Origin of the sequence: Pedobacter sp. UYP30 (genome assembly GCF_040547165.1) — a bacterium.
GTDB lineage: Bacteria > Bacteroidota > Bacteroidia > Sphingobacteriales > Sphingobacteriaceae > Pedobacter.
On the sequence record NZ_JBEPPD010000001.1, the window covers coordinates 336041 to 351683 of the forward strand.

Below are 15643 nucleotides of genomic sequence, written 5' to 3' on the forward strand. Positions count from 1 at the left end.
TTGCTAAAGATAACCTAAAATCTGAAATACACTACATTATTGTCGTTTTTGTGTCTGTTTAATTAATTTTCACTCTCAAATTTCTAAGAAAATGATCTGCAATGACCAACGCCGCCATTGCTTCTACAATTACCACCGCTCTTGGTACCACACATGGGTCATGCCTACCTTTCCCTTTAATTTCTGAAGATTCGCCCGCGGCATTAATGGTCTGTTGGTTGTGCATGATGGTTGCAACAGGTTTAAACGCAACTTTAAAATTAATATCCATTCCGTTGGAAATTCCACCCAAAATTCCACCAGCGTTATTGGTTTTTGTCTCAAAAATTTGTACATCTGCCGATTTTGCCAATGGGATATCATTGTGTTCTGATCCTTTCCATTCGCTGCCCTCAAAGCCAGAACCATATTCGAAACCATGAACGGCATTAATGCTCAACATCGCCTTACCAAGATCTGCATGCAGCTTGTCGAAGACTGGCTCGCCCAAACCAGCGGGGCATCCCTTAATAATACAGCTAATTTTGCCACCAACAGTATCTCCATCTTTCCGAATTCCATCGATGTATTCGATCATTTTTTCGGCAATGCCAGCATCTGCACAACGTACTATGTTCTCTTCTCTCGTTTTTAGCAAGGCCGATAAATCATTACCCTGCAACCCTGATGCATTTAACACACCAACAGAGGTAACATGAGCAAAAATTTCTATTCCTTTTTGTTTTAACAATAGTTTTGCCACCGCACCAGCAGCTACCCGAGCCGCAGTTTCTCTTGCAGAAGATCTTCCACCACCGCGATGATCTCGAATCCCGTACTTTGCATCATACACATAATCTGCATGGCTTGGTCGATAAACATCCACATTGTGGCCGTAATCTTTTGAGCGCTGATCTTCGTTTGGAATAAGCAATGCGATAGGCGTGCCAGTTGTCTTTCCTTCAAAAACTCCAGATAATACCTGAACAGTATCGCTTTCCTTACGCTGTGTGGTGATTTTAGATTGGCCAGGCCGCCTTTTATCCAACTCTGATTGGATAAAATTAAGATCAAAATCTAGCAACGGCGGACAGCCATCAATAATAACACCTATAGCCACACCATGCGATTCGCCGAAAGTGCTGATACGAAATATTTGTCCAAATGAGTTGCCAGCCATATTTATTTTAGATTTACGATTTTAGATTTTTAAATTTGAGAATTGAGTTTTTCCACTTTTATTGTACTAAATTCTGCTCACTGTCTCATTACTTGTTTTTTTGATTTTAACGGAGAAAGTCTGATGTCTCAAATCTCATGTCTCACATTTTTTTTCTACCTCAAATCCTGCCTTTTTTAAGTCCTCCCAAAAGTATGGATAAGATTTCTCTACCACTTGCATGTCTTCAATTTCCACCTCATCTATAAGTAGTGCGAGAGGAGCAAAGGCCATTGCCATTCTGTGATCTTCATAAGTTGCAAAGCTAACTTTGTCTGGAAAATGAAGATCATCGCAATTTAACGTGTACATTAAATCCTTTTCTATAAATTTTACCCCAATTTTAGCCAGTTCTGTTTGAAGCGCCAAAACTCGGTCAGTTTCCTTGATTTTGAGCGTTTCCAAGCCCGTAAAAGTTAAATTTTTTCCTAGCGCAGCTGCTAAAACCACAATGGTCTGGGCTAAATCTGGGCAAGTTTTTAAATCTAATACACCGCAAGCCTCTAAAGGTGCTTTTGACTTATTTATAGAAATTCCTGTATCAGTTTTGGTTGTTGCTATGCCGAAAATTCTCATGATCTGCTTGATCTGGCTATCGCCTTGCAAACTCTTTTGTTTTAAAGCAGGCAAGTTAATTTCTGCCTTTTCAGCAAGTGCGGCAATGCTGTACCAATAAGAAGCAGCGCTCCAATCTGGCTCAATCGTTAAAGTTGTTTCCTTAAAAGCTTGCGACTTTACGCCTATAATGTTACCTTCCCAAGTGTGTGCTATTCCCACCTCTGCAAGCATATCTAACGTCATATCTATATATGGTTTAGAAGTAAGCGCTCCTTCGATCTCTAGCCTTAAGCCCATGGCCAAGGTTGGGGCAATCATTAGCAGCGCAGAAATATACTGACTGCTAACATCGCCCTTCACTTTTACCAAATCTGTTTTTTGATTAAATGGGCCAAAGATCCTCAAAGGTGGGAAACCGTTTTTCTCGGTATAAGAAATATTTGCACCCAATGTTTTCAATGCCTCTGCCAAGATCCCAATAGGACGTTGCTTCATACGCTCGGTACCTGTTAACAAAAAGTTTCCATTTTTGGCAGCAAGGTAGGCAGATAAAAATCGCATGGCTGTTCCCGCAGGCCCCACATCAACCAATTGATAACTTTCGGTTCCCTGTACTTCGTCCTGGTTCAACTGGGTATCGCTTGATTCAAGTTTATTCAATATTCCATTTAAAGTTACCGTGTCTGCAGCGTTAGAAACATTCGCCACTTTCACCAAGCTTTTGCTCAATGCACTAATAATCAATGCTCTGTTACATTCGCTTTTAGAGCCAGTTAGGTTAATTTCTGTATTGATATGTTTGGTTCCTTTAAAAGATACCAATGCGTTTTTTGACATTTACTTTTTACTGGTTTAGGGTAAGGGGCTGCGCTTAAACGTGAGTTTACGTTCACCCTTTATAAAAATTGAGCGCTTTATGTGGCGTTTAAGCTTTAACTTCTACGTGCTTTTCAGCTGCGATTACTTCTCCGGCCTTGTTTGCGTTCATAATCTCAGTTTGTCTTCTAATAGATTCGCCATGCACAAGCTCCAAAAATTTCTCTGTAAAATTAACATCAAGCTTTAACGCTTTCGCAAATGCAGTTCCCTTTTTAATAATAGCATCCCAACGGTTTACTTGTAAAATAGTAACTTGGTTATCTCTTTTGTATTCGCCAATTTTTGCAACAATAGCCATACGTTCGCCTAATTTCTGCAACAATATATCATCAATTTTATCAATCGACTCACGTAGTGTAGTCAAATGATCTTTGAAATCTTCGTTGGCAGATTCTGGTTCTCTAACAGTTAATTTATCTACAAGTTCTACCAAGGCCGCTGGAGTAAGTTGTTGCTTAGCATCTGTCCATGCCACAGTAGGATCTACGTGAGACTCGATCATTAAGCCTTGCATATCTAAATCTAAAGCTTTTTGAGAGATGTAGGGGATTAATTCGCGGTTTCCACAAATATGGCTTGGGTCGTTAAAAATCGGTAACTCAGGACAAAGGGTTTTCAACTGAATGGCAAGTTCCCACATAGGTTCATTACGGAAAGAAGTTTTTTCGTAAGAAGAAAATCCACGATGTATTGCGCCAATTTTGGTAATTCCAGCACGGTTAATCCGTTCTATAGCGCCAATCCAAAGTTGTAGATCAGGGTTAATAGGGTTTTTAATCAATACAGGGACGTCGTGGCCTTGTAATGCATCAGCTATTTCTTGTACGGTAAAAGGGTTAACGGTAGAACGAGCACCAATCCAAAGAATGTCTACGCCAGCGGCAAGCGCTTCTTCTACATGCTTTGCATTTGCAACCTCAACAGCAATAGGCAATCCTGTTTCTTTTTTTGCACGGTTTAACCACTCTAAACCTATGCTACCAATGCCTTCAAATTCGCCCGGACGCGTACGTGGCTTCCAAATTCCGGCTCTTAAAACCGATACTTTACCAGTAGCTGCAAGCAAATGGGCGGTAGTTAACAATTGTTCTTCAGTTTCTGCACTGCACGGCCCAGAAATTAAAAGTGGTTCGTTTTTAGTGTCTATCCAAGAGTTTAGCGGTTGGATGTTTAAATTAAGTTTCATATTGATGGATTTTTGGGTTTTCTTAAAGTTTGATGTGAATTATTTTATTTACTTGCTATTATTGGTAATTTATAATGAGATGAAGGTTAAACTGTATCGTTTTTTTGATATTCGCCTAAAATATTAAAGTTGGAGGTAAACTTAACGACCTTTCGAATGGCCTTTTCATATTTTTCTGTATTTGGCCATTCTAAATCTACATAGAAGTAATATTCGTTTCTCTTGCCCAACACTGGCATCGATTGTATTTTTGTTAAACTTACTTCTTCTTGGGCAAAAAGGTTTAGCACAGCAGCCAAAGATCCCACTTTGTGCCCTACTTGAAAACAAATAGAGGCTTTGTTTATTTTTTTGTCTTCGACAGTTTTGTCCTTTTTAATAATGAGAAACCTAGTGAAGTTTTTCTTGTTAGACTCTACCCGACGTTCTAAAATATTTAGGCCGTAAAGCTCAGCGGCTAAACTGTTGGCAATAGCCATGGTATCTTTTAGTTGTTCTTCTTTAATTCGTTTGGCACAAGCAGCTGTATCGCTGCTCTCTACAATTTTTATATTTGGATAATCGTAAAAGAAATCTACACATTGTCTAATCGCTATCGGATGTGAGGTTACAATTTTAATGTCCTCGAATTTAACTCCAGGCAATGCCATTAAATGCAATTGAATCGGCAAATAAATCTCGCCTACCACAGAGAAACCATAATCTCTAATGAGCGTGTAATTAGGCAATAAGCTGCCAGCAATAGAATTCTCTATGGCCATAACCACAAAATCAGCTTCATTTCTTTCCAGCCTGTCGCAGGTTTCCTTAAAAGAATTGCATTCTAAGGTTTCAATATCATTCCCAAAGAATTTATAGGCAGCTTCCTCGTGAAAAGATGCCTTAATGCCTTGAATTGCTATGCGTTTTTTTGGTTCCATTGTTTATAAAACAAAAAAGTCCTGGCTGTGTGCCAGGACTTTTTATACATGTTAATATTTTTATCTATTTTTCTGCATATTAGCCCCGGCATTTACTAAAATAGTAAAAGTAACCAAAGTAATATGTTGTAAATTTTTTCATCTCTTTATTTGATGTGCCAAATGTAGCAACAAAATTTAATTTGTCAATAGAAATTTTAAATTATTTTAAACAGAATTTAATTTTGTGGTAATTTTATTGCAACACAGCATAAAAGTACAAGACCTTATGCGCCTTTCAACTCGAACAAGTAAGAAGTTGGCCCCAGCAAAATTAGTACACAAACTAAGAAACTCCTTTAAAGTTCTCAGCTTCATGCAATTCTCTTTGTATCACTTTTGCAATTTTCGTACTTCCGTCATGGCTCCATCCGGGTGGCATTACTAAGTATTTTACTTTATCAACGAATGTCGGCGCTTTTTTTACATCCGCTTTAAGCGCAATAAACTCGTGAAAGATAATATTAACAGCTCCAGTATCTTCTGGCTGTGTGGTTAGGCCATATTTAACTTCGTCTTCTGGCAACTCTTCTTGAAACGTTCCAAACCATCTGTCCCACAAAATTAAAACCATACCCATATTTTTATCGAGGTAGCGCACATTGTGTGCATGATGCACGCGGTGATGTGAAGGCGTTACAAAGACATATTCAAACCAAGGGTGAAGCTTACCAACCGTGCGTGTATGCACCAAGTTGCCATAAATTTGGGTAACCAGGTAAGCAAATAAAATATCTATCGCTGTAAAGCCCATAAACGCCAAGGGCAGGTAAAAGAATACACGGTAAAACGGCTCGAATACTGTAGATCGAAAGCCAGTAGTTAAATTAAAGTGCTCTGAGGAGTGGTGCGTAACATGCATCGCCCAAAAAAACCGAACATAATGTCCAACGCTGTGTAAAAACCAATATAAAAAATCTTGCGCCAATACCAACACAATCCAGTATAACCAAATATTTTGTATTTGAAACAGTTTAAATTGGTAGCAGTAGTCTAACAAAAAGAACGTAGCCGTTTTCATGATTAAGTTGACCACGATTGCAGAAACCATCAAATAAACGTTAGTCCATGTGTCTCGCTTCGCATAAAGTTTTCTATCATGCACGTAGCTAACATACATTTCTACGAATGTAAGCACCACCACAAAACCAAATAGAAATCCTACAGTTATGTCGCCACTAGAAAATATCATGATAGCGTGTTGTAATATTTTAATGCGCTAAAAACGTCTTTCTTATTTACGCGACAGTTATAGGTGCAATGGCCAATGTTTTCTAAAAGCGAGAAAAGAATATTTCCATCTTCATTTTTTTTATCGCTCTGCATCAGCAAATAGAGTTCTTCAAAAGTTTCCTCCTTAATTTTGTAGTTGGGATAAATTGAAGTAATATAATCTGCTATTTCTTTTAGCTCATTTTTAGGAAGGTTGCTGTTATTTACAGAAAGTGCAGCTTCGCAAACAAAGCCTATTGCAATAGCCTCGCCATGAGTTAGAGGTGATTCATCATGCAATAAAGAATAACTTTCTACGGCATGGCCGATCGTGTGTCCAAAATTTAAGATTTTCCTAATATTTTTTTCTTTCGGATCTTCTGTAACCACATCGTTTTTTATCTTCACCGAATGATAAATGTCTTCGGGAAGAGGTGTACGATAATCGCTTTTTATCAACTTATAGAAGAAGTCTTTATCTGCTATTAAACCATGTTTAATCATTTCTGCAAAGCCAGATAAAAGCTCTCGCTCTGGTAGTGTGTGCAAAAATTCTGGCTCTATGAAAACCATTTGAGGCAAACTAAAAGTGCCAACCATGTTTTTTGCAGCGTCTACATCTATTCCGGTTTTACCCCCAACAGATGCATCTACCATAGAAAGTAGGGTGGTAGGGATGTTTATAAAATCTATTCCGCGTTTGTAAGTGGAGGCAATAAAACCTCCCATATCGGTAACCACGCCGCCGCCAAGATTGATCATCAAACTTTTACGGTCGGCCCCAAAATCTAATAAAGTCTTCCAAATGCCTATACAAAAATCTATGGTTTTGTTTTCTTCTCCGGCCGAGGTTTCTATTAGGTCAAAGTCTTCAAAATTGGCCAGCATTTCTTGCAAAACAGGCAGGCATTTTACACTTGTATGCTCATCGGTTAGCAGAAATACTTTGCTGTATTTTTGCGCTTCGAGTAGCGAAGTCAACTCTTTTAATCGAGTTTGAAAAAAAATCTTGTGTCCGGCGCTATCTAAGGTTTCTAAAGGGGTCATCAAATTACTTTTATGGTGTGTTCGCCGAATACTACTACATCGCCGGTTTTTACTTTGAGGCGTTTTCTATAGTCGACTTCATCGTTGTATTTTACAAGGCCAGCACTTACCATGGTTTGTGCTTCGCCTCCACTGCTTACCAATCCGGTAGCTTTTAAAAGCTGAATAAGTGGAATAAACTCGCCTTCTAACTTAAACTCTATCATTTGCTTGCAAAAATACATAAATTAATGTTTTTGTGGTTTTAACAACCAAAGCTTTTTATAATTTTGCATACCACTGACTTTTATTTCCGATACATGGAATCCATTCAACCCAAGCACCCAAATTTCGACAATACCGAGATAGCGTTCCGCAATAAAACAAATCCGGAGTTAAAAAAAGCCTATTGGCTGTTTAAAGTTATCGGAAATAATTTTTTATCGACAATAGGCCCATCAATCACCAATTTTTTTCTAAATGTCGGTTTACCTATTAAGGCAGCGATCAGAAGTACTATATTTAGTCAGTTTTGTGGTGGAGAAACAATTGCAGAATGCGAGAAGGCCATAAACCAATTGGCAAAAGCAAACGTAGGTACTATATTAGATTATTCGGTAGAAGGAGAGGAGAAAGAGGAAATATTCGACGAAACCCGCGACGAGATTTTACGAACTGTTTTTCGGGCTGATGGAGACAAGCGCTTACCAATAACGGTTTTTAAAATTACCGGCATTGGCCGTTTTGCATTATTAGAAAAAATACAAGCTAAAGAAACATTAAGCGCTGATGAAAAAACTGAATTTGCAAAGGTGCAGGAACGTTGTGAAGCTATCTGTAAAGCCGCTTTTGATAGAATTGAGCCGGTAATGATTGATGCCGAAGAAAGTTGGATACAAGAATGTATAGATGACTTGGCGCTAGACATGATGCGCAAATACAATAAGGAACGGTTAATTGTGTACAACACTTACCAAATGTATAGGGTAGACAAGCTGGCCGATATGCAGGCAGATCACCTCATTGCAAGGGCTGCAGGTTTTATTTTAGGGGCTAAAATTGTTCGGGGCGCATACATGGAGAAGGAGAGAGCAAGGGCAGTTTCATTAGGCGTACCGAGTTTGGTTCAGCCAGATAAAGCGGGAACAGATAATGATTTTGATGCCGCTTTGCGTTACTGTACTGATTATGTAGAAGAAATTGCGCTAGTTTGTGGCACTCATAACGAAGAAAGCTGTCGGTTGCTTACCTACCTTTTGGATGAGAAAGAAATCAGACACAACCATCCAAATGTATATTTTTCTCAGCTGTTGGGAATGAGCGATAATTTAAGTTTCAATTTAGCAGACGCCGATTATAATGTGGCCAAGTACGTTCCTTACGGCCCAATTAAAAGCGTAATGCCTTATTTGTTTAGGAGAGCGCAAGAAAACACCTCGGTTGCAGGCCAAACAGGCAGAGAGTTGGCTTTGATAGAAAGAGAACTACAGCGCAGGAAACTAGACTAGGGGATTAACAGTCGATTTGTACAGGGAGGATTTACAAAAAAAATATAGAACTAAAAATTTTGTCTACAGATCTTTTAAGCGAATATTTATTAGCCGTTGCCAAGAATTTGCAGTGCGCATTTGATCAATTGTACGAAGCTGAATTATCTACGCCAAAATTTAGTTTTTACACTTCTGTAGCAGCTGTTTTTAGTAGTAAAATTGAAGGAGAAAAGATAGAATTGGATAGTTACATCAAGCATAAACGAGATGGAATACCTTTTTTGCCTGATTATACTAAGAAAATAGATGACCTTTATTACGCCTATATCTTCGCACAACAAAGCGAGTTGAACGAAAATAATGTCAAAGAAGCGCATAAACTTTTAAGCAAACATTTAGTTTCAGCCACTTGGCAGGGAAAATATCGTTCCCAAAATATGTACGTGGCATCAGAAGATGGAAAAATAGACTATGTAGCTGCAAGACCTCAAATCGTAGCTACAGAAATGAATGCTTTTTTTGAAGATATTCGGTTATTGGTAGGAGTTCGATTATCGATTGAAGAGATTTTCTTTTACGCTGCAATGATCCACTTAGTATTTGTTAAAATCCACCCTTGGTCTGATGGCAATGGGAGATGCGCAAGACTAATTGAAAAGTGGTTTATCGCCGAGAAAATTGGAGAAAAAGCCTGGTTTATTCAATGCGAGAAAATGTATTACTTGCACCATCAAGCTTACTATAAAAACCTTAAACGGTTAGGCATCGAATATCAAGAACTGAATTTTAACAATGGATTACCATTTTTATTGATGTTGCCGCAGTCTCTAATTAACAAATAATACCAAAAAAAACACCTACTTATTTTGCCTTAAAACTCTGCTTTCCTGTTAACAGATCATAGAATAAGATAAAATCGCTTGCTAAACTGTAACCGGGATATTTAAAAGTTGCAGGTTTGTTTTTTTCGAAAAAATAGTGGCCAACCCATGCAAAACCGTAGCCGATAACGGGCGTGACTAAAAAGAACCGAAAATCGTGGAAGAGGAAACCGGTAAAAAAACAGAACAATACCAATCCGATACCGATAAAGTGTAAAGTTCTGGAAGCTGTATTTGTATGTTGAGAGAGGTAGAAAGGATAAAATTCCTTTAAAGATTTATATTGTTGCGCTGCCATAAATTAAAGTAAACCCTTCAATTTTAAAAAGCTGCCGAGCTTAGATGGATGTTCGGTCATTAGCAAAGTTTGTAAACCCAACTTCTTTGCGCCCTCTAAATGTTGTGGACTATCATCTATAAATAGCGTTTCGGCAGGCAATAAATTATTTTCTTTTAAAACGTATTCGAAAATTTCTCTGTTTGGCTTTCTTAATTTCAGCTGTTGAGAAAAATATACCTTCTCAAAATACTCATCGTAATTTTCTAGATGAAATTCTTTTTTTATGTAATCCATAATCCAATCGTAATGAATTACATTGCTGTTGCTTAGTAAAAATGTACGGTACTTTTCGCCCATCTTTAGCAGCACCCTGTGGTTCTCTTCGAATGAGCCAATAAGCAAATTGTTCCAAGCTTGGTCTATTTGCGCATCGCTTAGATTGGGCGTATTGGCTTTCTCTCTAATTCCCGCTCTAAATTCAGCAGGAGAAATTTTTGCTGTTTCTAAGTCGTCAAAAAGGGTTGTGTGACCTTTGTGCGCAAAAAAATCATCGACATTGGTTACTCCTAAATCAGCAAAAGATTGCTGTGCCTTTTTAAAATCTATCTCGAAGATAACGTTACCGAAATCGAATATTACGTTTTTTATTTTTTGCATTTAAAGCATTCTTACCTTAAATTATAGAGATTCAAACTTCACAGATTTAATTGATACTTTGGATTTATCAGCATTTATAGAAAGCTGCTTGAACACTATAAAAAGTGTATGGAATTTACCATCTGTTATTTTATTTATGTTAATGATATTTCCATTGGTACTGCCAACAACCGTTCCATTAACATCATCTAACCTAATTTCGGTTTGTATAGATCCATCTACAAAGTTCTCATAAGCTATGCTTAACGATTTAATATTTGTTAGATCAACATTTTTCAATTTTAGCCAACCTTCTGTTTTGCTGAGTTGAAGCACCTGGCTTTGTGCCATTTCTTTCAGGTCGAAATTATTAAATTCCTTTATGTCGCTTGACTCAATTGTGCTATTTCTTAAATTCAATACATAGGTACTGCTTAGAGGCGCTAATCCTGCGGCTCCATTATCGGTATAACTTGCTTTTAGGCTTAAAACCGTATTCTTCTTATTACTAGGAACTTTTGCCTCAAGCTGTCCTTTTAAAGGCAATGATGGCGCAACCGATTTTTGATCGTCCAAGCTTAATACCCATTTGGCTATTTCCTTTAAATCTGCGTCCTTCATTGTAGGATGTGCAGGCATAGGAACTTCTCCCCAAACACCAGCACCGCCTTTTTTAATTTTATTAGTTAAATACTCTACTGCCTTGGCATCACCCTTGTATTTTTGGGCTACCTTAATAAATGCTGGGCCTATAGATGTGGTGGTCTCTTTATGGCATGTACCACAATCTGATTTGAGCATTAATGCTTTTCCGATCATGGCTTTGGCCGCCTGCTGATGGCCTAATTGTGCACCGGCCATATCAAAACCGTCTACATAACTTTTAGATACAAATATTTTGCTTTTATCTACTGTAGCGCCCTTATCGGTAACTACTACGCTATAGTCTATTGGTTTATCGGCAAAATAAAAACTTTTGTTGCCAGCTAAATCTATCGCCACATTTGGATATTCGTTGCCAGCAAAAACCTTAATGGTGTTGCTTTTTGAACTTGCTTTTAATGGGTCCATTACCGTAACACTTACAGGGTATTCTCCAACCTTGGTGTAGCTGTACGTTAACGAAGGGGTTGTAGTGGTTTTCTTAATGCCATTGCCCAAATTCCATACATAGGTTAGTGCATCGCCATCGGGGTCTTTTGCTTTTACTGTAGCATTTAATTTGTAAGGCAACAAGCCGCCGGGCTTGGCAATTGTAAGATCGCCAACTACTGGCGGGCGATTGCCTTTTAAATAGTCTATACGAACAAGTGCTGCATCAGGATTGCTCGCAAACCATCCTTTTCCATATTCCAAAACGTATATTTTTCCGTCTGGACCTTGCTCCATATCTATTGGCGCAGATAACGACATATTGCCCATAAACGGCTCCATGCCAACATAATCACCGTTTGGCGCCATTGTTACCGCTTTAACCCATCCACGTACCCAATCGTAGATAAGCAGTTTGCCATTATAGTAGTTAGGGTAGGGAGAAGCGCCTGGTTTTGAATAATAAACCGGCCCAGCCATTGCTGTTCTGCCACCAGCGCCTAGCTCTGGAAACTCTTTAGAATCGCCGTAAGGATACCAGATAAAAGCAGGTTGTGCGGCGGGTAGTTCGGTAAGCCCGGTATTGTTAGGCGAATTGTTTATTGGCTTTGCGGGATCAAAGTAAGCTCCACTTTTGCCTGTGGTATAATCGAAAGCTCGATATGGATAGTTGTTCGCAATAATTAGTGGCCAACCAAAGTTCCCCGCTTTTCTTGCCTGGTTTACCTCATCATAACCCATTGGCCCACGTAAAGAATCGTTGGCATTGGCATCGGGTCCAACTTCTCCCCAGTACAAATAACCCGTGGTTTTGTCTACAGCTATCCTATATGGATTTCTGTCTCCCATTACATAGATTTCTGGACGTGTTTTCGCTGTTCCCTTCGGAAAAAGATTGCCTTCTGGTATGCTGTAGGTCCCATCAACGTTCATTTTTATTCGTAAAATTTTGCCTCTTAAATCATTGGTATTCCCGGCAGAGCGTCGGGAATCATATTGCTCGAAACCTTTTCTACTGTCTAATGGCGCGTAACCATTATTTTTATAAGTAGAATTTTCTTGATCGAAAGGAGTTGAATTGTCTCCGGCAGAAACAAATAGCACGTTGTCTTTACCGAACGCAATGGAACCACCGGTATGGCAACAAATATTTCGTTGAGAATAAAATTCTAATACAATTTTTTCTGATGATAAGTCTAATTTATCGTTTACCATTTTAAAGCGAGACAAACGATTAACCGACTTACTTTTTGGACTGTAGAAAAGATAAATGAAATGATTGGTCGAAAATTGAGGGTCTGCAGCTATGCCTAATAGCCCTTCTTCTGCGTTAACGTTTGGAACAGTTGCTTTCCAATAGACATCTAATTTTCCAACTTGGTTTAAAGCTTTAGTTTTGTTTTTATAAAGCAAAAGCTCACCTCTTCGCTGTGCCACCAACACATCGTAATTGGGCAAGACTGCAATCTCCGTCGGTTCTGTAAATTTTCCCTTTACCAATGTGGTTTTAACAAATCTATCTTGATCGGGGGTGTCTATCTTCAATTCTACTTTAGAATTATTTAAGCTATTCGCCGTGGCAGAATAATTAGACATGCGAAAAAACCACAGCAGGGTTAGTGTAATGATAGAGAACAGAAATATGGAAATATTTTTCATGTTTTGGATGGTTATGGTCGAACGGGCGTAAATATAGGATATAAAAAAGAAATCATAAAAATTTTTTGGTTAATTAACAGCAAGTTGCTAGTTCTGTTTAACGCGAAGTTTGCTAGTAATACGGAACTTGACGTTTTAGCAAAAGCTTAAATTTTGTTTCTGCTTTGGTAATTTTGTTAATTTTTAAACGCTATGCGAGCGCTAACGACTGTAACGGCATCTTTTTGGGCTCTGTTGCCCAAAAAACATAGTGGAAGGCGAGCCTGTCCCGATTTTGATTCGGGATTAAAGCGTCCAAATTCTTGCTAACATATTTTGAAGATATTACGCTATTTCTTTTGCGAAGCCAAAGCCAACCACTATTTACTGAGGCAATTTGAAAAGTCTATTAAAGACCTATTTACGTATATTTGGGCATGAGGGGTATTTACTTGTCTGCTTTATGTCTGATTGTTATTTCCATATCAGCGTTTTCACAAGAGAAAACAAGCGATTCAACGCTGCAAAATCCTGTTAAAACTTCTCAAGATTTTTTGTATGCCGCCCGAACGGGTGATTCTACGGCACAGTACATAACAACGCTAAAAAATTTAGATGAAGACATGCTTGCCGCTGATTTAGATACCGATGCGAAAAAGATTGCTTTTTGGCTGAATATTTACAACGGATTTACGCAAGTAATTCTTTCTAAAAATCCAGATCAATACAAAACTAGAGGTGCATTTTTTTCGAGCAAGCAAATAGAGATTGCAAGTAGCTTAATGAGTTTAGATTTTATAGAGCATGGCATTTTGCGGCACTCTAAAGTTAAGTGGGCAGAAGGTTATCTTGGCAAGCTCTTTCCATCTAAACTGGAGAAAAAATACCGGGTTAAAAAATTAGACTACCGCATCCATTTTGCTTTAAATTGCGGAGCGAAAAGTTGCCCGCCGATAGCTTTTTATGAACCAAACAATCTAAACAGCCAACTTAATGTCGCTGTAAAAACTTACCTTAACGGCGAGTGCGAGTACGATAAATCTACCAATACAGTTAAAGTACCTGCATTAATGGGTTGGTTTAGAGGAGATTTTGGAGGAAAGAGTGGAATTAGGAAAATTTTGGCTAAGAATGAAATCATCCCGCAAGGAACAAAGCCAAAAATTACGTTTAAAACTTACGACTGGACACTATATTTAAACAATTATAAATAACAACTTAAATGGCAAACCACTATTACAACTCAGAAGATTTAGGCAAGTTTGGTAACATTGGCGAATACCAAAAACCATTGGCAGATAAATTTTTTGATTATTATGGCGAAGTTTTTAAAGACGCTGAATTAACCGCTAAAGAAAAATCTTTAATTGCATTGGCGGTAGCACACGCCGTTCAATGCCCGTATTGCATAGACGCTTACAGCAGCGATGCGTATGAAAAAGGATATAGCGAAGGGCAAATGATGGAAGCCGTGCATGTTGCGGCTGCCATAAAGGGTGGTGCAGTATTGGTGCATGGCGTACAAATGATGAATAAGGTTAAAGAAATAGGAATGTAAATGATCAAATCTCTGAAAGTATTACAACACCATTTGTCAAAGTCTGAAAACCAGTTGGCTATTTTAGAAGACTCCGGTGAGCATCTCCACGAATCTTTTAAAAAGAAGGCTGACAATATTGGAATGTTACCTTTAAAAGCGACTGGAGTAGAAATTTTCCAGATAAATATGGGGAAAATGTGCAACCAAGTTTGCAAACATTGCCATGTAGACGCTGGGCCAGATCGTAAGGAGATTATGACAAGAGAAGTGATGGAACTTTGTTTGCAAGTTTTGGCACATGAAGACATTAAAATAGTAGACTTAACAGGCGGCGCGCCAGAACTTAACCCCAACTTTAGATGGTTTGTAGAGGAAATTAGAAAGTTGGGCAAACATATTATTGTTAGATGCAATTTGACCATCATTTTAGCCAATAAGCGTTTTCACGACTTGCCAGAATTTTTTAAACTCCATCAGATAGAAGTTGTCTCATCTCTACCAAGTTTTACCCAAGATCGTACCGATAGGCAACGTGGCGATGGTGTTTTTAAGGATTCTATCAAAGCTTTGCAAATGTTAAACGGAGTTGGTTACGGGAAACCAGATACCGATTTGACGCTAAACTTAGTTTATAATCCTGCGGGTGCTTTTTTACCTCCGTCGCAACTGGCGCTACAAAAGGAATTTAAAACAGAGCTATTAAAAACTTATGGAATTGTGTTTAACGAACTGTTTGCCATTACCAATCTGCCTATCAGCAGGTTTTTAGATTACTTGCTTTCCACAGGCAATTACGATGCGTATATGGAGAAATTGATAAACGCCTACAATCCTGCTACGGTTGCAAATGTAATGTGTAGAAATACTATATCAGTTGGTTGGGATGGATATTTGTTTGATTGTGATTTTAACCAAATGCTCGATTTAAAAGTTAATGCTAAAACCTCGCAACACTTAAAAGATTTTGATATAGAACTTTTAAATAATAGAGAAATTATTTTAGGTCAGCATTGTTATGGTTGCACAGCAGGCTCTGGGTCTAGTTGTGGAGGAACAGTTGCAGAATAG

The 15643-nt window shown here is 38.3% G+C and carries 15 protein-coding genes; 5 read left to right on the forward strand and 10 right to left on the reverse strand.

The window, feature by feature from the left end:
* Positions 1–58: 58 nt before the first annotated feature.
* From aroC to ABIB40_RS01570, 7 genes are all read right to left on the reverse strand, one after another.
* Entirely contained in the window at positions 59–1159 is a 1101-nt protein-coding gene (gene aroC, locus ABIB40_RS01540) for a chorismate synthase (RefSeq protein ID WP_354355240.1), read from the reverse strand.
* 135 nt (positions 1160–1294) lie between these two features.
* Positions 1295–2593 (reverse strand): 3-phosphoshikimate 1-carboxyvinyltransferase, encoded by a 1299-nt coding sequence (aroA, locus tag ABIB40_RS01545; protein ID WP_354355242.1) that lies wholly within the window; start codon positions 2591–2593, stop codon positions 1295–1297.
* A gap of 88 nt (positions 2594–2681) precedes the next feature.
* A complete protein-coding gene (locus ABIB40_RS01550; RefSeq protein ID WP_354355244.1) occupies positions 2682–3821 on the reverse strand; it encodes a chorismate mutase in 1140 nt (379 codons plus the stop codon).
* A gap of 86 nt (positions 3822–3907) precedes the next feature.
* Positions 3908–4741: a prephenate dehydratase gene (locus ABIB40_RS01555; RefSeq protein WP_354355246.1), complete on the reverse strand. Its 834-nt coding sequence runs from the start codon at positions 4739–4741 to the stop codon at positions 3908–3910.
* Positions 4742–5066: 325 nt separating this feature from the next.
* A complete protein-coding gene (locus ABIB40_RS01560) occupies positions 5067–5972 on the reverse strand; it encodes a sterol desaturase family protein (protein WP_354355248.1) in 906 nt (301 codons plus the stop codon).
* Positions 5969–7039, reverse strand: a complete 1071-nt coding sequence (aroB, locus tag ABIB40_RS01565) for a 3-dehydroquinate synthase (protein WP_354355250.1) — start codon at positions 7037–7039, stop codon at positions 5969–5971. The genes ABIB40_RS01560 and aroB overlap by 4 nt, the downstream gene beginning before the upstream one ends.
* Positions 7039–7245, reverse strand: a complete 207-nt coding sequence (locus ABIB40_RS01570) for an RNA-binding S4 domain-containing protein (protein WP_354355512.1) — start codon at positions 7243–7245, stop codon at positions 7039–7041. The genes aroB and ABIB40_RS01570 overlap by 1 nt, the downstream gene beginning before the upstream one ends.
* 93 nt (positions 7246–7338) lie before the next feature.
* Between ABIB40_RS01570 and ABIB40_RS01575 the strand changes: the two genes are divergently transcribed.
* Both ABIB40_RS01575 and ABIB40_RS01580 read left to right on the forward strand, forming a co-directional pair.
* On the forward strand, positions 7339–8526 hold the full coding sequence (locus tag ABIB40_RS01575) for a proline dehydrogenase family protein (protein ID WP_354355252.1): 1188 nt from the start codon (positions 7339–7341) through the stop codon (positions 8524–8526).
* 59 nt (positions 8527–8585) lie between these two features.
* On the forward strand, positions 8586–9350 hold the full coding sequence (locus tag ABIB40_RS01580; protein WP_354355254.1) for a Fic family protein: 765 nt from the start codon (positions 8586–8588) through the stop codon (positions 9348–9350).
* Positions 9351–9369: 19 nt separating this feature from the next.
* On the opposite strand, the gene ABIB40_RS01585 is transcribed toward ABIB40_RS01580, so the two are convergent.
* From ABIB40_RS01585 to ABIB40_RS01595, 3 genes are read right to left on the reverse strand one after another with little or no spacing between them, the layout of a single operon-like run.
* Positions 9370–9687: an Mpo1-like protein gene (locus ABIB40_RS01585; protein WP_354355256.1), complete on the reverse strand. Its 318-nt coding sequence runs from the start codon at positions 9685–9687 to the stop codon at positions 9370–9372.
* A 3-nt stretch (positions 9688–9690) separates the two neighbouring features.
* Positions 9691–10326: an HAD family hydrolase gene (locus ABIB40_RS01590; RefSeq protein ID WP_354355258.1), complete on the reverse strand. Its 636-nt coding sequence runs from the start codon at positions 10324–10326 to the stop codon at positions 9691–9693.
* A 21-nt stretch (positions 10327–10347) separates the two neighbouring features.
* Positions 10348–13056, reverse strand: a complete 2709-nt coding sequence (locus ABIB40_RS01595; protein ID WP_354355260.1) for a PQQ-dependent sugar dehydrogenase — start codon at positions 13054–13056, stop codon at positions 10348–10350.
* Between the two features lie 416 nt (positions 13057–13472).
* Between ABIB40_RS01595 and ABIB40_RS01600 the strand changes: the two genes are divergently transcribed.
* The 3 genes from ABIB40_RS01600 to arsS are packed head-to-tail and all read left to right on the forward strand — an operon-like array spanning position 13473 to position 15643.
* Positions 13473–14249 (forward strand): DUF547 domain-containing protein, encoded by a 777-nt coding sequence (locus ABIB40_RS01600; RefSeq protein ID WP_354355262.1) that lies wholly within the window; start codon positions 13473–13475, stop codon positions 14247–14249.
* A gap of 8 nt (positions 14250–14257) precedes the next feature.
* A complete protein-coding gene (locus ABIB40_RS01605) occupies positions 14258–14593 on the forward strand; it encodes an arsenosugar biosynthesis-associated peroxidase-like protein (protein ID WP_354355264.1) in 336 nt (111 codons plus the stop codon).
* Positions 14594–15643: an arsenosugar biosynthesis radical SAM (seleno)protein ArsS gene (gene arsS / locus ABIB40_RS01610; protein ID WP_354355266.1), complete on the forward strand. Its 1050-nt coding sequence runs from the start codon at positions 14594–14596 to the stop codon at positions 15641–15643. It begins immediately after the preceding gene.